This is a genomic window from Mucilaginibacter sp. P1_A3 (assembly GCF_056406855.1).
The window spans coordinates 182,437-207,867 of record NZ_JBFTZJ010000006.1 but is presented as its reverse complement, the minus strand read 5'-3'; the positions used below and the strand labels follow the sequence as shown (position 1 = coordinate 207,867).

Here is a 25,431-nt window from a genome sequence, read left to right as displayed (position 1 = left end):
TTACGAACATGAAACAAATCATACTGCAAAAGTTATCTGAGCTTGAGCAATCGGAAAATATAAAAATTCTATATGCCTGCGAGTCTGGCAGCCGGGCCTGGGGCTTCGCTTCGCCGGATAGTGACTTTGATGTTCGCTTTCTCTACACCCGGAATGTTAATCATTATTTAAGCATTGCAGAAATGCCGGATGTGGTTGGCCTGCCGGTTAATGAAGTATTGGATATCGGCGGCTGGGATTTGAGGAAAGCTTTAAAGCTATTCCTCAAATCTAACGGCCCCTTATATGAGTGGTTACAATCACCTGTCATATATCGTCAGGACAATGCTTTCGCTGATGAAATGCGGAATTTAATGCCTGCTTATTTTTCCTTACGTTCGGGTGGGAATCACTATTTATCAATGGCTAACAATACACTTAGGGATGATCTGCAAACCGACCAGGTAAAGCTGAAGCGTTACTTTTATGCGCTGCGACCGGCATTGGCTTGCCAATGGATAGTTGAGAAACAAACCGTACCGCCAATGGAATTTTATCAGCTGCGGATGTTAATAAGCGATGAAAAAGTTCAAAAAAATATAGATGATTTACTGGAACAAAAAAAGACCGCTGATGAAAAGGCTTTTATAGCACCAGTTTCATCGCTTAACGAGTGGTTAACTGATACACTAAATTATTGCAGGGAACAAATGCCGCTAATGCCATCGGAGAAGAAAGACGCAGATAAATTGAATGAAGTTTTTAGAAAATACATACAGCCATGACTTATGCACAGCTAAAACAGCAAAAAGAACTGATCCTGTTGGATTGTATCAGTGGCAGTACGGCTTATAACCTGAATGTTGCCGGTTCTGACGTGGATAAGAAAGGAATCTTCATCATGCCTCAAAAGCAGCTTTATGGTTTTGAGCGACAAGACCAGATTGCTAATGCGACCAACGATGAAGTTTATTTTGAGATAGGCCGTTTCCTTGAGCTACTAACGAAAAACAACCCTAACATACTGGAACTGTTAAGTACACCAAAAGAGCATGTGTTATTTCGTCACCCATTAATGGATTTAATCAAACCGGAGGATTTCCTATCTAAACTTTGCCTGGATACATTCGCAGGATATGCACAAACACAAATCAAGAAAGCCAGAGGGTTAAATAAAAAGATCAATAAACCATTAGATGCCGAACGTAAATCTGTACTGGATTTCTGCTTTGTGATCTATAACAATGGTAGCATTTCACTAAAGGAATGGCTGAAGGAACATAATTTTAGTCAGGAACAATGTGGCTTAGTGAACCTGGATCATTTCAGAAATATTTACTTACTTTATCATCAAAAACAGTTAACAGAGGGGCGATTTAAAGGAATATCATCGGGACCTGATGCTGATGATGTTCAATTAAGTTCTGTACCTAAAGGTATAGAAAACATAGCTGTAATGAACTTCAATAAGGATAGTTACTCCATCTATTGCCGGGAACACAAAGAGTATTTAGAATGGGAAGAAAAACGGAATGAGCATCGTTATCAAAGTACGTTATCACATGGCAAAAGTTATGACGCGAAGAATATGATGCACACCTTTCGACTTTTGAGCATGGCTGAAGAGATCGCCCTATATCAGCGGGTAATTGTCAAACGTGAGGATCGCGATTTCCTGTTAAAGATCCGCAACGGAGAATTTGAATTTGATGAACTGATGCGCATGGTTGAAGTAAAGATGGAGGGGATAAAATCAGTTTATCAAAGATCGGCGTTACCTGATAGACCGGATATTCACATGGCCGAAGATCTGTTGGTGCAAATCAGGGCGCTTTTTTATAAGGTTAACTGTATATAACCTTACCGCAAATGCTCAAACTTATTAAAGTATCAGCAATTTTCGCCAGGCTACCACCACGAGAGCGTATTGCCCCTACTTTGCGAACAAGCAATATGATCAATTTTAATTGCCACGGTAGCAACTGACGTATTCAAACACCCAAAAAAAGCAGACCGCAAATCAGATTTAGCACCTGTTTTGCGGTCTTTTTTTGCTCAAAAATAGTCCAGCAGCCAGGTTAACAGATTTTCACCAATGCCCGATGATGAGCCAGGGCGTACCGCCAATACCACATATAGGGGGCCCGGTAATAGGCCCGGGGGACCCCACCGTATTAATTGGCGGACTACCTGCTGCAAGGGTCGGCGACATGCTGTTTTGCGTAGGGCCGCCTGATTCCATTGTAAAGGGATCAACAACGGTAATTATAGGTGGCGTACCGGCGGCAAGGATGGGCGACCAAACTGCCCACGGGGGTGAAATAATGTTAGGCGCTTTTAATGTTAACATAGGCGGATAGGCAATTATGACAATAAGGGCTATATTTTTGGGAGGATCGGTATAGTCATCCCCCAACCCCTTATTACTTACATCAGATGGTTCACCGATAGCAAATCTTCTAATTTCAATCTTTTCCAGTTACCGCCCGTGCAAAGAAACGCAGTATGGAATCCAAATCGAATCGAAAAACTATAAGATTCGGTGTTGCGCTGCTTCACCATCAGCAGTTTTCTGCTCGCTAAATGCAGGAGATTTTATAATAGATCGCAACCTCCAACTGAGAGCCAGGATTACTTCTTATCTGAAGAACAGCAAAGAACACGTTCAGCCCGCATTTTGCGCTACCGCGTTTTGGACGATATGACGTTGCCCCCGTATCACAGCTTCCAACAGCCAGTTGGCGTTTGCAGACGAAACAAAGGCGAACGCAGACATCTAAGCGCACTTCGCATAACGCAATCTCCCACCGGGTTTCTTTTGTATACATTTACGATATTATGAAGAAAATCACATTAACGTTAATGAAGTATCTTTTTTTTCTTTCCTTCTTCATTATTTCATTTTTTGATGCTACAGCTCAGCCGCAAAATAATTTTAGCTTAGGCTTTGCAGATAGTGTCAAGTCTAACATATTAAAAGAGCAGCGGCAATTGCTAATATACACGCCATATCAAGGCAAAAAATCCCGTGCTGCAACTAAAGACAATTACCCTGTCATTTACGTGTTAGATGGAGAAAATAATTTCCGCTCCGTTGCCATAACCGTTGAACGTTTGGCCGATATGGGCCTTTGTCCGCACATGATCGTGGTGGGCATCCCTAATACCGATAGAAGCAGGGATCTCACTCCAACAACTGTTGCAAACAATACAGACGGCGTAAAAAATTCCGGAGGGGGCGAGCGATTTCTTTCCTTTATAGAAAAGGAGTTAATTCCATACATCGATTCCAATTATCTTACTGCACCCTATAAACTTTTTATGGGCCATTCCCTGGGCGGGTTAATGGTAGTACATACAATGGTTCATCACAAGGACCTGTTCAACGGCTATATCGCTATAGAACCATCAATTTGGTGGGATAGTCACAAAATTTTGAACGAAGCTAATACTGCTATTGAAAAAGATTCCTATGCCAATAAAACATTGTTTCTGGCCATCGCCAATCATATGGAAAGAGGGGTGGATACCACAGCCGTACAGGCAGATACATCAGACCAAACGGAGCTGACAAGGTATAATCTGGATTTGATACATCACGTGCACAAGCACCCCGAAAATTAGCTGCGGTTTAAGGAAGTGTATTACCAGTATGACAATCATCAAACAGTTCCTTTAATAGCAGCTTATGATGCACTGCGTTTTGTTTTTGACTATTACACCTTCCCCAGGTATTCTGAGTATCAAATAACCAATCCAAATTTACCTTTGGTAATCACAAATCATTACAGAAGGATTACTGAGGAACTGGGTTACCAGGTACTCCCTGATGAATCATTGGTCAATAACCTGGGATATTACGCTTTAAGGTCAAAGCAATATAATATGGCCGGGGAATTATTCGTATTAAATGTGCGCAATTACCCTAAGGATGCAAACCCTCTGGATTCTTACGGGGATTATTACCTGGCCAAAGGTGACAAGAAAAACGCAATAATTTGTTTTAAAAAAGCGCTATCTATCAAAGAGATACCAGAAACAAGGGTTAAACTGAATTCACTTTTGAAAAGCGCGGTAAAACCATAATAAAGCGACACATTTATATAGATTATGAAAAAATCATTCGCGCTATTATTAAATATTGGCTTCTGGGCTTGTTATTTCATCCTGATCGGTATTCTTTTAGGGCTATATAACAAAAGTAGCCCGCCTGCAGGCGATCATGTGGCAAGAGTGATCAATGCTTTTAAAAACCTCTTTCTTTTTGCCATTCTGCCTTCGGCAATCACCTATATTTCTTATTATTTCGTGTTGTTTCCCAAATATCTGCAGCAAAGGAAATTTTTACTGGCGCTGTTTTGGGGGTTGCTGATAGCCGTTGGAACAGCCTTGCTGTGCTATGTTCTGCATCGTTACCTGATCGAAACCGGACGCGTACTTGACATGGATGATGCCGGTAAAAAGGGGCGTTCTACTGCCTTCAGCGTAATTATGGTGATGACATTCATTGATCTGGTTGCTGGCATTGTGGCTTTGGGCATTAAGGGCTTTATTACCTGGCTATATGAGATCCGGCTAAAGGAGCAGTTAAGGGAAAAGAATTATGAAATGGAAATGGCCCTGGTCAAGTCGCAGCTTGACCCGCACCTGCTATTTAACACGATCAATAACATTGATGCGCTGATCTTAAAGGATGCGGTCAAAGCGTCCGATTATTTGAATAAGTTATCGGGTATCATGCGTTTCATCCTTTATGAAACCAAATCTGAACAGATCTTATTGCACAAAGAAGTGGAATACCTGGAAAAATATATCGCTTTACAAAAAATAAGAACCGCCAACCCCAATTACGTCAAGTTTTCGGTAACCGGGGTGATGGGTAATAAACTAATCGCTCCTATGGTCTTTATCCCATTTATTGAAAATGCGTTTAAACATACCAACAATAAAAAAATTGAAAACGCCATCACTATTGATATCTTTATCAATGATGATAATATCAGATTAGTGTGCGCTAATAAGTTTGAACCGGGTACAAAAACACAGCAGCCTGACAGCGGTTTGGGTAATGAGCTGATCAAAAAACGGCTCGAACTACTTTATAAAGGCAAACATCATCTTCGGGTGGAAAAAACCAATGAATTGTACACGATCGACTTAATGATACCCAATGGATAAGCTTAGTTGCATTATAATTGAAGATGAGCCACTGGCGCTGGAAAAGACAAAGGACTTCGTAGAAAAGGTCCCTTTTTTGCATTTAAGCGCTACGTTTGACAACGCGCTAACCGGGCTGAATTACCTCAATAACAACAAAGTTGACCTGCTTTTTTTGGATATTAATATGGATGAATTATCCGGGATAGACCTGCTGGAAAGTTCCAGGATCAACAGCCAGGTGATCATCACCACCGCCTATCAGGAATATGCCTTAAAGGGTTACGAATTACAGATCACGGATTACCTGTTAAAACCGTTCACTTTCACCCGTTTCCTGCAAGCTGTCAATAAAGCGCAGGATAATTTAAATCAGCGCACCTCAGATAACCCGCCTGATTTCATTTTCGTCAAAACCGAAAACCGCTTAGAAAAGATCATGATCAACGAGATCATCTATATTGAAGGTATGCGGGATTATCGCAGGGTACACACGACCACCAAAAAAGTAATGACCTTGCAGAATTTCAGCGAATTTGAACGGCTGATTCCGGCCAGCCTGGTATGCCGTGTACATAAGTCGTTTATGGTCGCGGTGAGCAAGATCGAATCCATTGAACGCAGCCGGATTAAGATAGCCGATCAACTGATCCCGGTTTCGGATACTTACAAAGATACTTTCTTCCAACTCATCAATAGCAGGGCTTAAATCAAGCCTCCTTTGCAGATGGGAACCGGTCATATGCAGACATCCGGGGGCACTTGGCATAACAGAATTTAGTTACCTAAGTCATTCATATACTTTTGTTTAAGAAAAAAAAACAAAAGAAAATGAAAAAAACCTTACGCACCGGGTTCCTACTTGGTATGATCATCCTTGCTTCTTCGGCTTTTGGCCAAACTACTGATACCGTTAAAACCGCCAAAACGTATTTAGACCCGGTGATAAACCTGGTAAGTACGAACCTTAACTACGGGTCTGCGAACAGCGCCCTAAGCGATTATAAAAAGTCTGTACTTGGCGCCCAGGTCGGCGTATCTTTTCAGGCGGGTATCACCCCGGCGTTCTCCTTGGTATCCGAATTGTATTTCTCAATGAAGGGTGGAAAATTGAAGACAAACAACCCGTTAACAATCAACGAATCCACAATACGCTTGTACGCCATTGAAGTACCATTGCTGGCGCGTTTTCACTTTAGCGAGTTCCATATTAACGCCGGGCCATCTATTGCCTATAATTTTTATGGTACCCGGAATATCAATGACAAGACCAGCGACCTGTCATTTGACTCGTCGACAAACGGCTTTAAACGATTTGATGCGGGCCTTCAGGCCGGCGGTGGTTATACTTTTCATACCAAAACAAAAAGGATCACCCTGGACCTGCGTTACAATTACGGCCTTACAAATATTTCTAACGGGCAGGAAATGTACAACCGCAGTTTTATCGTCAGCATCCACGTTTCCAAAGCCTGGAAAACTAATCCATTTTCAAAACATAAAAATTAACAATTATCAATTTTAGTATGAAAGCATTTATTTTTCTATCAGTCATCCTTATTCTTAGCAGTACTTTACTATACGGTCAAAATAATGCTCAACACCGTCTAAAAGGGTCATGGTCCGGCAAACTGGTCATACCAAACGGACCCATCCTGACTATTATCATGAATTTTAAGGAAAACGGCAAAATATCCACTTTTGATGTGCCAGAGCAATTGAGTAAAGACGGATTTATAGATTCTGTTTGGATGGTAAAAGATAGTGTCTTCGCTGATTTCAGCACCAGGCTCGGTAAAGGCGCCATGTACAAAGGAACATTTTTATCCGGTGATTCGGTGATCACAGGGAACTGGATCCAGGGAGCTTCTTTTCCATTAAATTTAAGCCCGACCAGCTATGTGTTTACACTTAAAAGCAAACTGAATCCCAAATTTGACGGGTATAAAATTTTGAAGCTGATCGCAAGCACTCCTACAAAAGACCAACAGAATACAGGAACGTGCTGGAGCCATGCAACAACTTCTTTCATCGAAACGGAAGCTATTCGCCTCGGGAAAAAACCTGTTGTGCTTTCCCCGATGTTCTATGTGGTACCAACCCTGATGGAAAAAGCAGAGCGCTTTATTAGGATGCAGGGCAATGTAGCGTTCAATGAAGGCGATTTGACCTTCAGCGCTTTGAAAGCATACAAATCCTATGGGGCGATCCCGGAAGCGATTTATTCAGGTAAAATTGACAGTACATCAATACACGAACACCTGAAGATGGAGTTGGCTATAAAAGACAAACTGAAGCATTATGTAGATGCCGGCCGAGGGGAGATGACACCTGAAATATACCGAAAATCGGTATCCGCTATTATTTATAAGACGATGGCGAAAGCCCCTGCTACCTTTGATTATGACGGCAAAGCATATACGGCTAAATCGTTTGCAGATGAAAAAATAGGGATAAACCCTGACGATTATATAGAAATTACTTCCTATACACATCATCCTTTCTATACAAAATTTCCTTTAGAGATCGGGTCAAACTGGAATAACAATGCTTACCTAAACGTACCATTGAATGATTTTACCGCCATAATAGACCACGCGCTTCTAAATAATTATTCGGTTTGCTGGGATGGTGATATTCATGAAGGGTATCAAAACGGTTTCTGCAAGCTGACAAAGGAGGAAAAAATAACGCAGCAGGCCAGGCAAACCGCATTTGACGATTACACAACGCAGGACGATCACAATATGCATATCATCGGTATCGCAGAGGACGGCCAGGGTAAAAGGTTTTATATCGCAAAAAACTCATCCGCAGGCTTTGACTGTGGCGGATATGTTTATATGTCAAAAGATTACCTGCTTTTGAAAACCATTTCTGTCATGGTGCATAAAGACGCCTTGCCCAAAGGACTCGCTAACAAGCTAAGTGCTGGCTTCGGAAAAACGACATATAAAACATTAAAAAAATGAGCGCAAACGCTAACTTCTCTTCCGCAATGGCTACGGCGCCGTCGCACGCACCAATGAGTTCACTACGGAAAACCGCACTGGTGGCGGGCATTTGCTACCTGCTCACCTTTGTTTCGATCCCAACTATCGCACTCTATGGCCCGATACATGATCCAAATTTTAAAGGCGCTGCTACCCAGGTATTGATCGGCGTAATACTGGAGATCATCGTCGCGCTGGCCGGCATCGGCACCGCCGTCGCTTTGTACCCGGTTCTCAAAAAGCAAAACGAAGGGCTTGCGCTTGGTTTCGTTGCCGCACGCACCCTTGAAGCGGGCACAATCTTCGCAGGTGTCGCTTTGATGCTCACAGCGGTTACGTTGCGGCAAACGGGTACCCTGGTTGTTTTGTATGACCGGATGTTTCTCATCGGCCAAAGTTTGATACCTGCTATTAATGGCCTCCTGCTCGGCACCTTGCTTTATCAATCGCGCCTCGTGCCGCGGGTATTGCCCGTGTTGGGCTTTATTGGAGCGGCCTTACTGCTCGCTTCCTGGGGCGGCACACTATTCGGCCTTATCGGCAGGGTGTCCGCGGCTTCAGCGCTAATGACACTCCCTATTGCAGCCTGGGAGTTTTCGCTGGGGCTTTACCTCATTATTAAAGGATTTAAACCAAACAACCTATGAAAAAAATATTAAACCATCCGGTCATCCGGATCGTACTGGGCCTGTTGGTCTGCCTTACCGTGTTTGTCGCGACTCAAAATATCAGCGCACGGCTACTCAAAGACACCGGCAAAGACCTGCGCAACCTGGTTAAAGGCATCCTGGCTTCAAGTGCGGTCATTGGCATTTACCGCCTGTTCTTTCGTTGGATCGAAAAAAGGGAAATCACCGAGCTCTCGAAAAATATCATCAAAAATTTAGCGACAGGCGTTGTTATCGGTGTAACCATTCAATGCCTAACCATACTGGTTATCTATTGGAACCACGGGTTCCATATCGTTTCGGTTAACCCATTTTCCTTTGTCATTATCCCGCTGAGTGTTGCTTTTAGCGTTGCCATTTTTGAAGAGATCATGATCCGCGGTATTGTTTTTAGGATCATCGAAGAAAGGCTTGGCAGTTATGTCGCGCTTATCGTTTCGGCAATTATCTTCGGGGCTTTACACTTATTTAACCCCAACGCCAATATTGTTTCTGCCGCTTGCATAGCCATCGAAGCCGGTCTTTTATTAGGTGCAGCTTATATCTACTCCCGCAGTCTGTGGCTGCCGATAGCTATCCATTTTGCCTGGAATTTCATCCAATCGGGCATATTCGGGGCCATCACCTCCGGCAATGAAAAAACTAACAGCCTGATAACAACTAACATAACGGGGCCTGAACTCATAACCGGTGGAAAATTCGGGCCTGAAGGCACGATCCAGGCGATAATATTCTGTATGATTGCAACAAGCATTTTCATGCACCTCAATATCAAAAACGGCAAGCTGTTGAAAGGCCGGGTTTGGAATAGTTAATCATGTGTATCTTATGGAAACAATAAAAGAACCGCACCCTTACCCAGCGGCTTTCGTTACCCCAGCGCATAAGCCAGCCCATCGCTCATTTCAAAAACATCACGACCATATTTTTCTAAACTCATTTTGCGTTTTTAGTTATTTTTCTATCCCCGATAGATTTTCCAGATCTGTTTTTTCCTCATCGATTAAAATAAGCGGCATAAACCGGCTTTATTCATCGCAACAATCAGGTACGGGTAAAAACGGCTTAATTAAACAAATACCGCACCCCTACCTGCATCGAATAGGTGGAATTTAAGCTTACGTCATTTTTAAATGTGTCGGTTATCAGCCGCCCCCCTACCGTAGCCAGTTGAAATACCGGTTTGGTATTACCGCCGGGTTTTACATCCGGGAGGTTAGCAGGTACCAATATGGAACTGGCGTTAACTAATTTTTTCAACCCCCAATTTCTGTTGAGCAGGTTTCCCACATTAAAAACATCCCAGGAAAGCTGGATAGTATGCTTAACCACTTTATTACTGAGTATAAAATCATGCGTAAGTTTAAAGTCCCACTGATTACGCCAGGGCAGCGTAGCACCGTTTCTTTCCGCATAGCTACTTTTACGTGTCCGCAGGTATTTATCCTGATCTACATAGTTAAAAAACGCGTTGCTCTGCTGGGCTGCGGTATAGGTAACCCTGCCCGGCTGGTTTACCGTTAAGGGAACAAAAGTAATTTCTGACGGATTGCGGGGCACGTAAATTAATGACTTGTTGGTGCCATCATGGTTAAAATCCTGGGCATAAGTATAGGAAAAACGGCCATCAACAGCCCCCTGGTAAACCAGTCCCGCGCTTATTTCAAACTTTTTGAGATAGCGTTTACGGTAAATGAGCGACGCTACCACCCGATTCGGGCTCACATAGCCTGCGTAGCCCAGTTCGGGTGTATTGATACCATTAACAGTTGGTTTGGCGTATAGGGCCGATAGGGTTTGGTCGCCATCACCATCGTTCAAATTTTTTGCAATACTTTTGATATAGGCCGCCGACATAGAAAAGCTGTTAGAAAATTTCCGTTCCAACTGGAAAGTTGTCGACCAGTAATATCCTCTTGATGAATTGCCCACCACAACCGCGTTAAACGGTGAGTTACCATTAACATCAGGCATACCATCGGCATTTAAAGGATTAATAAAACGCTGACTATTTGCCGCGGGATAAACCAAACGGTTATCAGGATAACCCGCAATATTTAATGGTTTGGGAACAACGAGATTGGCATCGTTAAAGACAATGGCATTAATATCCTTATTGTAAAGCACTTCGACTGTACCGGTGATGCCGACAGGCAGATGCGCGTCAAGTCCGATACTGCTTTTCCAGGTTTGCGGCATTTTAAAATCCTTTGATAAAACACTGGTTATAGCGGGCAAACCAGGTTGCTGCACAGATATATCCGGCACATATCGTTGTGGATCGGAACTGAAGGGGCCTGGGGTATTTTGCCTGCCCTGCCAGGTTTGCGTTACCTGTTGCAAGCCGGAATACCGGGCTTGGCTTATAATCCATACAAAAGGGATGCGCCCTGTAAATACGCCGCTGCCACCACGAAGGCGCAGTTTTTCTTCCTGGTCAAGGTAAGTTGAAAAGCCAATTCGTGGCGATAGCAATAGCGATAACAGCGGTAGTTGAGAGGTATGTAAATGCAGGCCGTTGGCAAATGTAAGCGCCGCAATGTTGTTATTTTCGGCAAGGCCTCCCGGAAACCACGGGATATCAAACCTGAACCCGGCCGTGATGCTGGAACGTTTGCCAAGTATTATGGTATTTTGTGCAAATAAAGCCAGGTTAGCATATTTAAAATGATAAGATGGCTGCATTTTACCGGGAACGGTTGAATAAGTGATGGCATAATCAACCGGCGACTTTCCCGAAACAAAATCATCCCATGAAGCAAACGTATAATAGCCTGTGCCAAAAGGGATGTAGGTATTACTGGTGCGGCTATAATCAATCTGCGCACCCGCCAGCCAGTTGCTCTTATTGTGGTTCCAGTTAATGTAATCAATTAGCGAAGCCAACGTTACATTGCGGCTGTTGCTATAAGTAAAAGGTTCATAACCAAACGATGTGAACGGGATTCCGTCTTTTAAAATATCAACAAAAGGAAACGGCTTACTGTCCGACTGGCGAGGTTCGTATTGCCGGGTGTAAGAAGCCCGTAAAGTGTTGTAAACACCTGTAGTTAGTTTCACATTCCACTCAGCGGCCAATGAATAAAAATTAGATTTGGTACTGAAGTTGGAATTACTAAAAGGCAAAGCATTGATATTGCGGCGGCCTGCCCCCGCCGGAAATGCTGTTAAAGGGCTGCGTGAACCGTTAACTAACTCAGGCCTTACGCTATTCAGTTGATTATACCTGATGCTGAAAGTGTTATTATCCGCTATATTCCAATCTATCCGCCCGAGGATCTTTAAACTTTTGTTTTCAAAATTATAATTACCGTAACCACCGGGATCATAGCTATAAGTATTGCGCAGGTAATTACCTATCTCATTCAGTTCGGTTACAGTTGGGCGGGCGGTGTTAGGCCCACTGCCATAGGGCAAATCATTAGTAGCAGGGATCAGTTGTTGCGGGTTATACTTTTCGCTTTCGGTTTCGGCGCTTATAAAATAAAATAATTTGTTAACGATGAGCGGGCCGCCAATTCTAACACCATCCTGGTGGTATGAAAGGCTTTTTTTATCAAACGATGCATCGCCGGCATGATATCCGTAACTGTTTTGATTGCGGTAAAAGCGGTAAACCGATGCCTCAGTTTGGTTGCTGCCCGTCCGGGTTGTGATATTGATAGTGCTGCCGATAAAGCCCGATTCCCAAATGGCGTTAAAGGGCGCAACGTTTACCGAAAGCCGATCAATTGCATCCAATGATACCGGCTGGGCGCCATTTCCCGGCAAATTATCGCCTACACCAAAATTGTTATTAAACTCCGAGCCATCAATAGTGATGAAATTTTGCCGGTAATTTCCACCCGCTATTGCAGGCCCGAAAGACTGCGGCGTGAGCCGGATATAATCATTGATGCTTCTTTTGATGGTAGGCAGGCTGCTGATGCTTTGCCGGCTGCTTTTTGTAGATGGCCCTGTTTCGGCCGTTGTCAAAACCGGTTTGTTTAAAGGCGATGCACTCACCCGCACTTCGGAGAGCTGGGTTTGCTTACCTTTTAAAATTACATTCAACACTTCCGGTTCATCCAAGCCGAGGTAAAAATTTTGTTGTTTAAAGGATTCGTAACCAGTGCATGAAACTTCAATTTGATAAGGGCCGCCGGGTTTCAGATCGGGCAGGTAAAACCGGCCTGTTTTATTGCTTGAACAGCCATATTGGGTTGAGGCCGGTAGATAAGTAATATGAACTACGGCACCTTCTATTACCACTTTATTCTGGTCGCAAATAATCCCTGACAAACTGCTTTTGGTTGTTTGCCCAAAAAGCAAACAAGGAAACAGGAGCATGGCCCAAAATAAAAAACACTTTAATTTAAACATGCTATTTATTGTTACCGGGCATTACAGGGCAATATGTTTTGAGCAGAATAATAAGCAGGTAAGTTTTTTTTCATAAGCTTTGATTTAAACATCAAAAACGGACAGGTAAAACCCGCCCGCTTTTGATAATTGTTTTTATTGTTTGTTTACATTTTATTAAAATGAATACCGCGCGCCCAATTGGATCTGGTATGGTGTACCATTTGCAGTTGTTACGCCTACGTTTTCGTTTACACGATAATTGTATTGTTTGGTTGCCTGGTTAAAGCCTGTAACCGTATACAACGTTTGCTGACCAAGGTTATAATTAACCCCTTTATTCTTGTTAAGCAGGTTGGCAAAGTTGAATACATCTGCGGTAATGGTTAGTTGCTGGGTTTTAAAAGTATGGAAACTTTTAGCTAACCGAACATCGAACGTACCCGAGAAAGGATTGCTGCCGCCGTTTCTGTTGGCTATTTTACCGATGCTTTTTTTGATATAATCTTTAGCACGGTTATCCGGGTTGTTCAGCACTTTTTCCATCGAGGCTTTTACAGCTGCCGGGGTGTTAGGATTATTAGGATCAAAAACGAAAGCCAGATCATTATCAGTACCCGGACCGCCAACGAAATCCCCGTTGATATCTGAATCAACCGTTAAAGAATAACGTGTGCCGCCGCTGCCGGTAAACCTGCCGCTAAATGAAAACCCTTTCCAGGTTGGTGTAGAACCGTATAGAACGATTTTGTTGCTGAACTGGTTATCTGAATAGTCCATCTCACTCAAATCACGCGGATCTGATTTAATTGGGCGGAAGGTAGATGTATTAGCTACGTTACCGTTATAAGATGTATTATCCTTTGTATTATTCCAGGTATAGCTAAATGACAGGAAACCGTCTTTGTAGTACCTGAAATCTCCATCAAAAACAAAGGCCTGCTGGTTTAGCTTAGCGCCATTGGTTAATTCAAGCGTGCGGCCAACCAACTGTGTTTTACGACCCTGAACGTTATCGGTAACACCTGATGACGATATGGTATTGGCAGGTACAAACACGCCACGGTTAGCTTCGTTTGAAAGCGTAAAATAAGGCTGATCAGCCAGGTTGCGGTCCAGGTAAACATAATTGTTATTGGTGCGGCTCACCAGGAGGTTTACACCTAAACGAAGATACTCGCCAAACATGTGGTTATAGCTTAAGTTGGCTTTGTAGATGGTAGGGATCTGTAAATTCGGATCGTTAAGGTTGATAGTTGATACCGTTGGCGCGCCGGCGATTAAACCTGGAGCCGTAGACGGATCATTACGATAAGCCGGGAAGTTTGGTTTAGGAACCAAATTCGGGCCTGTATTTGATCTTGTAATATCAATAGAGGCCACTTTGGTACCGCTGTTTTGAATATTGTTTACCTGCGCGTAGTTAATTGGATTGGCAGAAAAGATACCGCCGCCTAAACGGATGATGTCGGTCTTTTCACCTTTTACATCCCATGAAAACTGAACCCTTGGCTGAAAGTTATTCCAATCTGTTGGGTTTGCATCGGTCCTTAATCCTAAAGCTTTATCAACTATCGGGTTATATTCGCCCTTAGTTAAATAACTGGTAAGGTCCCAGCGCAGGCCAAAAGTGGCGCTTACATTTTTTACAGGCTCAAACTGAACCTGGCCAAATGCAGAAAGGTTTAAAACATATTGCTGTACCGATGGGATACCCGCAATTGGCACCTCACGCACAAAACGTGTAGGGTTCAGATCATCAAACTCTTTAATGTTATTAAAAATGAACCTTCCGTTTTGTTCGTTGGAAATATAGGTATTGAGGTAGGTAAGTGTATTATCGGTACCAAATGTAAAGTTGTATTTACCTTTTGTAAGATAACTGGTATTCACCAATTGCAATTGGTTTTCCAAATCGCTCTCCGGCGTAAAACGCTGACCGCCTAATTGTACCGAAGTACTGCCGACAGTTCCGTTTGGTAAGGTAGAACGTACCGTAACAATAGCACGGGGAATATTAGCCGAAGGAAGCTGATTGTTTGGCGTATAATCACGCTTGGCGCTTTGCCATTGCAATTTCAGCTCATTCAAAAAACTGGAGCTAAACTGGGTACGCAATGATGCCAGCGTGGTGTTTTCGCGCGATTTGAAGTTACCGTATGTTTCAAACAGGTTAATATTGGAGTTATCATCCGTACTGTTAGGGTTATTCCAGTCGCTGTAATTGTTCCTGATAGTTAAACGGTTTTTATCATTGATCTGCCAGTCAATACGAGCAAAAAAAGTATTGGCAGTAGTTTTTCTTGGAAACTCACCAACTTGCGGGCCGCTACCCAAACCATATTTTGCACGGCCGATATTGATTACGCTATCAAGCATACCTTTACTAATGCGCAGGGATATAGCATCAGCATCTGACTTGATATCAGCAATATAAAACGGTGCAGACTGCTCCTGGCGATCAAGCGCGGTAAAGAAGAATAATCTATCTTTAACGATGGCGCCACCTAAACTAAAACCATATTGATTTGTAGTAAAATTTTGTTGGCGTTTATTACCGCGGATATCATAAGGGCTGGCTAAAGCATCTGAACGGTAATAATCAAAAGCCGAACCGGTAAGCGTATTGGTACCTGATTTGGTAACCGCGCTAACTGTACCGCCACCTGCACGGCCCTGTGATACATCGTAAATATTGGTTGATACCTCAAACTCGCGAATAGCCTCCAGCGACAGTGAGTAAGGACCACTACCTACCGCGCCTGATGTTAAGTTACTGCGGGCGCTGGTACCATCAATCAAATAATTGGTTGATGAAGGCAACTGGCCGCTTACCGAGCCACCGTTTGATGTTGGGGCAAGCGAAAGCAAGTTGGTAAAATTACGATTCAATGCCGGAATCTGCTGAATGGTACGCGCATTAATGGAGGTGCTGCCTCCTAAACGATCATTGCGGCTGCTTAAGGCGTTGGCTTTAACCACAATTTCTTTTAGCCCGAGTGTGTTGTTTGACATTAAAAAGTCTGCAACAACCCTATCGCCCTGGTTAAGGGAAATTTCGTTTTTAATTTGCGGGTCATAACCGATGAAAGATGCTTTAACCACATATTGCCTGCCTAAAGGCAACTGGCGGAAACTGTATTTACCTTCACCATTGGTAACACTTGTTGAACGGAAGCCATTTGAGCTATTTTGAATAGCAATGGTTACGCCAGGCATACCAGCGCCTTTGTCATCCTTTACCTGGCCGGAAATGGACGCATCAGTTGACTGGGCGTAAGCCGTATTGCCTGCTATTAAAAAAAGTATCACCATTAGTGATGTTGGGATCTGGATAAGGAAATTTCTTTCCAATATTTTTTTTCTTATTTGGATAAAAAGGTGCATATTTATTTGCGATAATTAATTTTTGACGAGTTAATTTTGAGTAGACGCTGCTACAGCGCCTACCTTGCAGCCGGTGGTGCGGGATCACCTCCGGCTTTTTTTATTATTTAGTTTATTTCATGTTGCTGGCTGAAGGGTTAATGATTAAACTGTCGGCATCAAGCTTATAGCTGATACCTGTGGCAAGAGTGAGCTGTTGAAGCATCTGGCCAATATTTTGGGTACCTAAATTGATCGTATATTTCCTGGTGTCAAGCGTGGGATGCCTGACAGTAACTTTAATATTAAAATGTCTCGATAGTTCGTCGCCAATCTGCTCCAGGGTCATGGCATCGGTATGTATGGAGCCATCGGTTCTCCATGTGGCTATAAGGCGGGTATCCTTCCTTAAAACTTGAGTAGTATTTAATGAGGCTTTATAAACCAATAGCTGCCCGCGGGTAATACCGGCGCTGATAATATGGGGTTTACCCAAACTATCCAGCTGTTCAACATCAACCTTGCCCTCAGTTACGGCTACCCGGTATTCGTTTTTAAGATCATACGCCCGGATGCAGAAAGTGGTACCAATATCCCTGGTTATCAATTTGCCGGAAATAACGCTAAATGGATGGGACGCGTCATGTTTTACTTCAAAAAAGGCCTCGCCTTTATCCAAATAAACCACACGTTCCTTTGTATTGTTAAATAAAGTAGAAACCCTCATGGTGGTAGCTGCGTTGAGCCAGATGCTGGTGCCATCATCAAGAGTTATTTTTTTCACCTGGGCGTTGCCCGTAGCAAACGTATTAAAAACAGCGGCGGTCAATGGCGTTTCACTATTGCGTTTATTAAAGTACAGGGCGGCAAGCAAAGAAACTGCAAATACAATGCATGCTGCTTTGAGCCAATTTTGACGCTGCCACATTTTACGCACCGGTGAAGCCTTTTGCGCATTAGCGATGCGCGAGGTAAGCTCCTGGTAAATCCGCTGTTCGGTATTCGGATCCTTCAGTATATCTGCTGCATCCTCATCTGTGTATTTTTCAAACCATTCATCAACCAATTCTTTTTCATGCTGATGAATGGAGCCATCCTGATAGCGTTGGAACAGCTGCTTTAAACCTGGGTACTTATTGATCTTCATTCAAAGCATTAGCGCCCGGGAAGCAAAAAAGTACTTTAATAAATAGTTAAGCTTACATTAATATTTACAACATAAGCCCAGCTACCAAAAGTGACAGGTAAATTAATGAGCCCTGCTCAACAGACATACGCAGCCTGCGTAGCGCTTCAGAAATATTGTTCTTAACGGTTTGTTCAGAAAGTTTCAACTCAGCGGCAATATCACGGATCGATTTATCCTCATACCGGCTTAGTTGAAAACATAAGCGCATATTAAAAGGCATTTTTAAAAGCTCATTATCAACAGATTGTTTTACCTCTTTTAAAAGCAGTTGGTCGTCGGCAGCTACCGAGCGCCCAACGTTGTCCAATAAAACATCTGCGCCCTGCAGCCGTATCTTATCCTTACGGAATGCTGTCATCACGTTATTGCGCGCCACGGTGTTTAAATACGGCAAAAAAGATTCGGCGGAATAAAGCGTTTCCCTGTTGTTCCATACGTACATAAATACATCCTGTAAAATATCTTTGGTATGGCTTTCATCCCGTGTCAAGCGGTAAACATAGGAAAACAAGGCTTTCCAGTGCCGGTTAAACAGCATCTGGAAAGCCAGTTCATCCCCGAGGGCAATTTCCTGCAACAGTTCTTTGTCAGACTGATGTATCATAGATCGGATTGGATAAAAACATTTATTTCAAAACCTCCTGCTATCAGGTTAAACAACACCGCCCATTAAAGGATCGGTTTTAGTTGGCGCGCCTGTTTCCACACGACCAGCAAATCGTTCCTCAAAAGTATCATGCCCGTTAAGTTTTACGCTGAAATCGTACCAGTTGTGATTTTTAGCTAAGTTTAAAACCACTCTTGTATTGCCGCCGGCAGGTATTACCAGGGTTTGTGCCTGTGCTTTATAGCTTTTATCACTTATAACTGCTGTTTGCGCCTTTTTATCGTGATTGGCAATATGAATAACAAGGTTACCGGTGAGCTTTGCTGCATTTAAGCGGCTGGTCTCATAATCGCAGCTTATTTTAAGCTGCGGATTATTATTGTTCCCGGCAAACTCGCGGTAAAAACCGTTAGGGCCGTAAACTTTTAAATGGTAAGCTTCGTTTTCAAAATCGTTGATTTTCCACTCATCTGTTAAGGTATCGCCCGCGGCTGCACTGTAATCCCAAGCGCGCAGTTGTTCTTTCTGATAAGGGTTAACCGCATACACCCTAAACGGTGAACCTGTAGACTTACTGCCATGCACCTTATTGCCTGCCTTGAATGCTATTTCGTATGCTTTCTTTTCTTTGTTGAAATATCCATCGGTATATAATTCATACGGCAGCGCGCAGGCGGGTTTTACGCCTTTTTCCTGCTTTGGAAAATAGGATGATTGAGTATGATCTGTATTAATCTGTTCAATTTCTGCAGCTGATAATTTTTTAAAATTAGCCGGCGCCTGTTTAAACTGTGCCTGGTGAATGCCTTCAATAAATGGTTTCTTTTCTAAAAATACCGGACCATCTATTTTTTCGCCATGATACCGGCGGAAAGCTGATGTCAGGTTACCGCAAATGGTACGACGCCATTGGGTAATATTTTCTTCTTTTACTTTTTTGTTGAATTTTTTTTCTAAAAAGTCCTCAACAAATTGCAGTGATGAAGTATGATCAAATACTTCCGAACATACGTAACCGCCACGTGTCCATGGTGACGCTATGATCATCGGCACACGGTAACCTAAACCTACAGCACCTTCACGGATATTCGCATCCGTAGCCGATGGATTAGTTTGCTGATCTTTAGTAACAAAATCAAGTTTAGGATCAATCCCCGCGGACACTTTACCGGTATGCTCTTTATAAGGGTTTGGTACTACATAGGGCGGCACGTGATCAAAATAGCCATCGTTTTCATCATAGGTGATCACAAAAATGGTTTTTTTCCAAACTTCCGGGTTCTGCAGCAAAATCTCCATCGCTTCACTTACATACCATGGGCCAAACCAGGGCTCGCCGGGATGATCAGAAAAGTGGGCCGGCGGCATCAACCAAGATACGGTTGGCAGTGTACCATTTTTAACATCCTCCCTAAACTGGTAAAAAACATCGCCTTTGGGTACATTTAAAGTACGCCCGGTACCGTTGTCATCATAAGTTAAGGCACTTAACTCATGGTAATCGGCACTGTTTATATTGGTTGAAAACGCTTTACTGTTTAATTTCTGGCCAGTTTTTGAAAGGCTATCAAAACTTGCTTTTGTGTATTTGGCTTGTGCGGTTTCAATGTTAGCCAATACCTTTTTAGCGGCGGCAAGCCTTTGAATGGTACGGCCTTCGGCAGGTTGTTTTTCGAGGTCGGCAATTTGCTGCTGGATGCTTTGTTTTTTGGTTTGCAGGTTTGCAATGCCACCTTCGTGCAACCGTACGTTGTATTGCTTAAAGTATTCCAACACATTGGTGCCAAAATTACTCAGCCATGCGCTTTCTTCTGATTTTAAGCCGTAGCCCATAGTTAGCTCATTCTGGTATACTTTCCAGCTAACGTCGTTTTCTTCCAATCTTTCGGGATAGGTTGTCCACTCCAGTTCGGGAAAATCATAATTATTTACGTTCCATAAATGGGCAATGCCTTCGGGTTTATTGCTTTCGCGCACGGTACCGGTCATCCAGTAATGGCGGTTAGGGTGCGTACCGGTAATGCTCGAACAAAAATTCTGATCACATACGGTAAAAGCATCGGCCAAAGAATAGTAGAAAGGAAAATCAGAGCGGTCGCAATAGCCCATAGTTAGCGGCATATCTGCATAAGCTTTGTTACGCGCCTTCTTTACATCTAGCCATCTGTCATATTTGCCGTTATTCATGGCATCGGTCTGGTCGCTCCAACCATGAGGTAGTGAGCCCATCCAGGCTATTTTGGTATCTTTTACATCCAGGTGAAACGGACCGTAAGTATCACCCTCTTTATTGGTTTGCAGCCAAACTTTGTTTTTATCGGGCAGGTTGATAGCGCGGGGATCATTGTAGCCGCGGACTCCCCGGAGGGTACCCAGCTGATGATCAAATGAACGGTTTTCCTGCATCAGGAATACAATATGTTCGGCATCGTAAAAAGTACTGCCCGGCTCGGGATTGATAGCCAGTGCTTTTTGTATTACCGGTGGCAGCATATTTATGGCTGCTGCACTGCCAGATAATAAAGCCGCTTTTTTTAAAAAGTCTCTTCTTGAATTCATTTTAATTTTTAATTGTTAGTTAGGCAATGATTGAAGATGTGAGTACACATAGCATAGCCATTAACCATCACTTAATTGAGGATATTTATTGAGAATGACATATCCCGCTGCCGTCAATAAATCGCGTCAAATATCCATCAACACTTTAAAGTGTATGTTAATAGGGAATTAATTAATCGCCATGTGCGTTTGTTTAATAACAGCTTAATGAGAGATTGCGAAATTTGACTATAATGGGTTCATTAAACTATTCGCTAAAAGATCGGGGGATTGGCCCTAAGCATCACCAAAACTCTCTGCCTGTACGGTATTGTTACACCTCACATCCGGTTATGGGGACTAAATTGAGTGAGTATAGTCAAAAGACTGCCGTGTTTCATTTAAGAGTATAACTAAAAAGATACTAATGATGGCACCTCATTTTAACCCATCGTCTGTTAAATTAAAATTACCTTATTGCATGATAAACGTAATGTACCCATACAGGAGTGACCTATTTGTTGTTATTTGATTATCAAAAGATTAAGTTATTGTGTACGGCTGATTTATTCAGTATTTCTCCAGATTTGACGGGGTGTTTTGCGGAAAAAACACGCCATAATGAACAAGTTTTACCTGATTGCTATTTTTATTTTTGCCGCATCATTTACTTATGCCCAGCAGGCCGTTTTAAAAGGGCAGGTTGTTGACGAAAAGACCAAAGAACCGCTAAGTGGGGCCTACATACACTTTGACGGCCAGAAGCGCGCTGCGCTTACCGACGCATTCGGACACTATTCCATTACCAATATAGTTCCCGGCACCTATAAAGTAAAGGTTAAATATGTTGGTTATACAGAATACGAAGAGACTATCCGGCTATCGGATGGCCAAATATCTGTTTTGAATATTAATTTGTCAGAAAAATCGGTATCTCTTAAACAGGTAAGTGTATACGGGAAAAACAACGAAGAATCGGAAACCTCCTCCCGCAGGACAGAAAAAAACGCGGATAATATTACCAATGTCCTATCTGCGCAGGCTATGCAAAGATCACCTGACATTAATGCAGCCAATGCCTTGCAAAGGGTTTCTGCGGTTACCATCCAGCGCAATAGCGGGTCTGATGAAGCGTATGCTATTATCCGCGGCTTAGAGCCTCGCTATAACAACACGCTTATCAATGGTGTTAAAGTAACCAGCCCGGATCCGGTATCGAGGTTTATTTCTCTTAGCATCGTGCCGTCAGATCTGTTAGAGAAAATTGAGGTTAGCAAATCTTTAACACCCGAAATGGAAGGCGATGCCATTGGGGGTACCGTTAACCTGGTGTTTAAAGATGCACCGGAGTATGAGTACTTTAAGGCCAATGGTTCTGTAGGTTACAGCGCCTTGTTTTTTAACCGCAAGTTTGACAATTTCAGTCATGGCGCTGTTCAAAGCCAAAGCCCGGCAGATAGATTTGGCGCCTCATACATTACCAAACCCGGTAACTTTAGCAGGCCCAATCTCGATTTTACTAAAAACAATGCTCCGCTAACCTCCTTGTTAGGTTTTACCTATGGCAGGCGCTTTTTCAACAACAAATTAGGTTTTATTATTGGCGATAGCTACCAGAACCAATACTACGGAACCAATTCTCAATTTAACACCGCCGATGCAGATACCCGCCCGGGGAAAGGTTTTCAGCCGGTTATTTCGGATATAGCTAACCGCACTTACTCTACTCAGCAATTAAACAATGGCTTATCTGGCCATGTTGATTATAAATTTAACGATCAGAATAAGATCAGTGTTGATAACGTTTTCCTGTACACGCACATCACCCAAACCCGGTTAAGTGTTGATACTTCTATTTTAGGCGGCAACGGAGGAAGGATAGGCCCTGGTACCGGTACCGTATTTAATGATAACCGCTCCAGTATCCAAAATCAGTTTGTGGAGAACCTTAAATTAACGGGAAAGCATATTTTATCAAAGCACTTTGCCTTTGATTGGGCTGGCGTATACTCAAACTCTACTCAAAAAGCACCGGATAGGGCCGATATTTCTATCAACCACCTCGTAAACCCTGATTTTACCAGTACGCCTGATTATTTTGATAATATATCACGGATATGGCAAAAAAGCGGCAATAAAGACCTTAGCGCTGCGGCCAACCTGGGCTACAAAACAGCACTTGGCCAAAACAATTTTTTAGAAATAAAGGCCGGCGGTATTTACAGGCATACAACCCGTTATAATATCCAAAACGAATATTCATTAAGGCCAACAGCTACTGCCAACGGCGTTAAAAGTCCGTTCACTGATATTTACTCGGCAGACTGGGTAGTTTATGATGTCACCGGTTCATTAGCCAGCGACAAGGCCAACTATACTGCTTATGAAAACATTAAAGCAGGTTATGGTGAGTTCAAATTAACACTCAATAAGTTAGACGTTGTAGGCGGCGTACGTGTTGAAGGTACGGAACAAGGCTATGATACCCACCCTGTAGTTTTGGATATCCGCAGCAGCGCTAAAAAAACATATACCGATGTGTTACCAAGTTTACAGTTAAAATATAAGCTTACCGATAAATCTAATTTAAGGGCATCTTACTTTAAATCAATTTCACGTCCGGCTTTATATGAACTGGTACCTACACCAACCCTTGGCGAAAGCACCGATGTAACGGGTAACCCTTTAGTACTCCATACCCAGGCCGATAACTACGATTTACGTTACGAACTTTTTCCGAAAAAAGAAGAACAGTTTTTTGTGGGCGGCTTTTATAAAAACATAATAAACCCTATTGAGTTTGCCCTAAATGGCTCAAGCGGCGGGCAGCTAAGCACTACCCCGCAAAACTTTGGGACCGCTAAAGTTGCGGGTGCCGAGATCGTTTACAGCAGATACTTTGGCGATCTGGGTATATCGGGTAATTACACCTATACTTACTCCAATATTAACACCACCAAAGTTTACACTTCTACAGATGCATCGGGTGTAAGTACATCTGTACCCAGGTTACAGAGCAGGCCGCTGCAAGGCCAAACCGGCGATGTGGTTAACTTATCGCTATTGTATAAAAACGATAAACAAAAGGCTTTTGTGCAGTTAGCCTATACCTATACCAGCAAAACCCTTTCATTGGTTTACGCCAATTACGGGTATGATTATTACCAGCAGCCACAATCGTTTCTCTCGCTATCCGGTGAGAAACAGGTAAGCAAGCACTTTATGCTTACTGTAAAAGCAAACAATCTGCTCAATACTCCTACCACCATCAAAATCAATAACCTGGTACAATCAAGGGATGTTTATAATGTGAGTTTCAATGTTGGGTTCCGTTATTCACTTTAATTAACTAAAAAAATGAAATTTAAAAATATACAAATGCTTGCAGCTGGTTTGCTGCTTGCAGTTACCATAAGTGCCTGTAAAAAAGAAATTACCTCTTTTACCAAAATAAAAATTCCGGCATCAAGTCCTATAACGCCGGGCAACATCAGTGGCTTTGTAAAGGGTACCCTAATAACCGGCCAAACTTATACCATAACGGCCGATATCACCGTAAAAAAAGGCGACACGCTGGCCGCACAACCGGGTGCCATTGTTATTGTTAAAAACAACGCGCAAATTACAGTACAGGGTGTTCTCCAATTTTTAGGCTCCAAAGACCAGCCTATCTCTTTAAACTCTGATAGTAACAAGCCGGGAACCTGGGGTGGTTTACAATGTGACACAGCTCAGGCTATCACCATAAAATGGACACATATTGATAATACCGGTGGGCCAGATGCCTCGGGCAGTGCCAGAGGAACCCTTAAAGTAAAAAAAGCTATCAATGTTGATATTGAAGATTCGTGGTTTACCAATGGGCAGGATGATTTAATGGCATTAAGTAATGGGGCTAAGGTAACCATCCTCAGAAACACCATCAGTTCATCGGGTAGTACTGATGGCGAAGGCATTAACCTTAAAACCGGCGTTACGGGTACAGTGGCCTACAACGTGGTGTTTAGCCAAGCCGGTTCGGGCATTAAACTCGAAACCAGCTCTAAGATCCCCTTCCCGCAAACCGAAGTGAATGTTTATAACAACACCCTGGTTTCTAACGGGTGGAGACGAGGTTCGGCCGAACCTGGCCGCGCGATCTCAGTGGGTGTAAACGCTATTGGTCATATTTACAATAACATCATCGTGAATGATTACCATGGTATTGAACTTTTTAGCGATGGCGACCTGGTGCACACCACTTATGGCAACAACCTGTTTTATGCCACCGTTGATACCTATGCCGATCTTGTTGATCCTGCACAAAAGATCAATATCCGGGATAATTTTTACCCGGCCTCTGGCTTGGGCAAACCACAGCCAACCGATCTTATTTCGAAAAAAATAGGTAATTATGATCCTTTGTTTTTGAAGTTTGACGGTACTGTTGCTGCACCAAATGGCTATCCTAATACTAACGATTTTCGCTTACAAAGCACCTCACCGGCTTTTAGTGCAGGAAATACCAAATACAACCTTGATCTGGGGGCCTACACCTCTGATGGCAAAGGCAATTTGCACTAAAATAAATTATTTTGGAGGATGGGTTCGCGC

General features: G+C 43.0%; 18 protein-coding genes. 13 read left to right on the top strand and 5 right to left on the bottom strand.

Features of this window, described 5'->3' with window-relative positions:
- Window positions 1-8: 8 nt before the first annotated feature.
- The 11 genes from AC1D0K_RS14110 to AC1D0K_RS14060 all read left to right on the top strand — a co-directional run bounded on the left by AC1D0K_RS14110 (window position 9) and on the right by AC1D0K_RS14060 (window position 9,612).
- Entirely contained in the window at window positions 9-764 is a 756-nt protein-coding gene (locus AC1D0K_RS14110) for a nucleotidyltransferase domain-containing protein (RefSeq protein ID WP_477393501.1), read from the top strand.
- Entirely contained in the window at window positions 761-1,837 is a 1,077-nt protein-coding gene (locus tag AC1D0K_RS14105) for a DNA polymerase beta superfamily protein (protein ID WP_477393499.1), read from the top strand. The genes AC1D0K_RS14110 and AC1D0K_RS14105 overlap by 4 nt, the downstream gene beginning before the upstream one ends.
- Window positions 1,838-2,030: 193 nt before the next feature.
- Window positions 2,031-2,339 (top strand): PAAR domain-containing protein, encoded by a 309-nt coding sequence (locus AC1D0K_RS14100; RefSeq protein ID WP_477393497.1) that lies wholly within the window; start codon window positions 2,031-2,033, stop codon window positions 2,337-2,339.
- Between the two features lie 478 nt (window positions 2,340-2,817).
- Window positions 2,818-3,603 carry an alpha/beta hydrolase gene (locus AC1D0K_RS14095; protein WP_477393495.1) on the top strand — a complete coding sequence of 262 codons (786 nt, stop codon included), beginning with the start codon at window positions 2,818-2,820 and terminating at the stop codon, window positions 3,601-3,603.
- A 15-nt stretch (window positions 3,604-3,618) separates the two neighbouring features.
- The gene (locus tag AC1D0K_RS14090) at window positions 3,619-4,065 is read left to right on the top strand and encodes a tetratricopeptide repeat protein (RefSeq protein ID WP_477393493.1); all 447 of its coding nucleotides are present in this window, start codon (window positions 3,619-3,621) and stop codon (window positions 4,063-4,065) included.
- A gap of 24 nt (window positions 4,066-4,089) precedes the next feature.
- Entirely contained in the window at window positions 4,090-5,157 is a 1,068-nt protein-coding gene (locus tag AC1D0K_RS14085; RefSeq protein WP_477393491.1) for a sensor histidine kinase, read from the top strand.
- Complete coding sequence (locus tag AC1D0K_RS14080) at window positions 5,150-5,845, top strand: LytR/AlgR family response regulator transcription factor (RefSeq protein WP_477393489.1); 696 nt, start codon at window positions 5,150-5,152, stop codon at window positions 5,843-5,845. The genes AC1D0K_RS14085 and AC1D0K_RS14080 overlap by 8 nt, the downstream gene beginning before the upstream one ends.
- A 122-nt stretch (window positions 5,846-5,967) precedes the next feature.
- Window positions 5,968-6,645: a porin family protein gene (locus AC1D0K_RS14075; protein ID WP_477393487.1), complete on the top strand. Its 678-nt coding sequence runs from the start codon at window positions 5,968-5,970 to the stop codon at window positions 6,643-6,645.
- A gap of 17 nt (window positions 6,646-6,662) precedes the next feature.
- Window positions 6,663-8,108, top strand: a complete 1,446-nt coding sequence (locus AC1D0K_RS14070) for a C1 family peptidase (RefSeq protein ID WP_477393485.1) — start codon at window positions 6,663-6,665, stop codon at window positions 8,106-8,108.
- A complete protein-coding gene (locus AC1D0K_RS14065) occupies window positions 8,105-8,776 on the top strand; it encodes a DUF4386 domain-containing protein (protein WP_477393483.1) in 672 nt (223 codons plus the stop codon). Before AC1D0K_RS14070 ends, AC1D0K_RS14065 begins: the two co-directional genes overlap by 4 nt.
- Window positions 8,773-9,612: a lysostaphin resistance A-like protein gene (locus AC1D0K_RS14060; protein ID WP_477393481.1), complete on the top strand. Its 840-nt coding sequence runs from the start codon at window positions 8,773-8,775 to the stop codon at window positions 9,610-9,612. Before AC1D0K_RS14065 ends, AC1D0K_RS14060 begins: the two co-directional genes overlap by 4 nt.
- Window positions 9,613-9,862: 250 nt before the next feature.
- On the opposite strand, the gene AC1D0K_RS14055 is transcribed toward AC1D0K_RS14060, so the two are convergent.
- The 5 genes from AC1D0K_RS14055 to AC1D0K_RS14035 form a co-directional block, all read right to left on the bottom strand.
- Window positions 9,863-13,159 (bottom strand): TonB-dependent receptor, encoded by a 3,297-nt coding sequence (locus AC1D0K_RS14055; RefSeq protein WP_477463072.1) that lies wholly within the window; start codon window positions 13,157-13,159, stop codon window positions 9,863-9,865.
- Window positions 13,160-13,315: 156 nt separating this feature from the next.
- On the bottom strand, window positions 13,316-16,492 hold the full coding sequence (locus tag AC1D0K_RS14050; RefSeq protein ID WP_477393477.1) for a TonB-dependent receptor: 3,177 nt from the start codon (window positions 16,490-16,492) through the stop codon (window positions 13,316-13,318).
- 145 nt (window positions 16,493-16,637) lie between these two features.
- Window positions 16,638-17,651, bottom strand: coding sequence for a FecR family protein (locus tag AC1D0K_RS14045; protein WP_477393475.1), 1,014 nt, complete (start codon window positions 17,649-17,651; stop codon window positions 16,638-16,640).
- Between the two features lie 64 nt (window positions 17,652-17,715).
- Window positions 17,716-18,297: an RNA polymerase sigma factor gene (locus AC1D0K_RS14040; protein ID WP_477393473.1), complete on the bottom strand. Its 582-nt coding sequence runs from the start codon at window positions 18,295-18,297 to the stop codon at window positions 17,716-17,718.
- Window positions 18,298-18,345: 48 nt separating this feature from the next.
- Window positions 18,346-20,859 carry a phosphocholine-specific phospholipase C gene (locus tag AC1D0K_RS14035; protein ID WP_477393471.1) on the bottom strand — a complete coding sequence of 838 codons (2,514 nt, stop codon included), beginning with the start codon at window positions 20,857-20,859 and terminating at the stop codon, window positions 18,346-18,348.
- A gap of 600 nt (window positions 20,860-21,459) precedes the next feature.
- Here AC1D0K_RS14035 and AC1D0K_RS14030 point away from each other — a divergent pair.
- Both AC1D0K_RS14030 and AC1D0K_RS14025 read left to right on the top strand, forming a co-directional pair.
- On the top strand, window positions 21,460-24,183 hold the full coding sequence (locus tag AC1D0K_RS14030) for a TonB-dependent receptor (RefSeq protein WP_477393469.1): 2,724 nt from the start codon (window positions 21,460-21,462) through the stop codon (window positions 24,181-24,183).
- A 12-nt stretch (window positions 24,184-24,195) separates the two neighbouring features.
- A complete protein-coding gene (locus AC1D0K_RS14025) occupies window positions 24,196-25,401 on the top strand; it encodes a right-handed parallel beta-helix repeat-containing protein (protein ID WP_477393467.1) in 1,206 nt (401 codons plus the stop codon).
- Window positions 25,402-25,431: the final 30 nt, after the last annotated feature.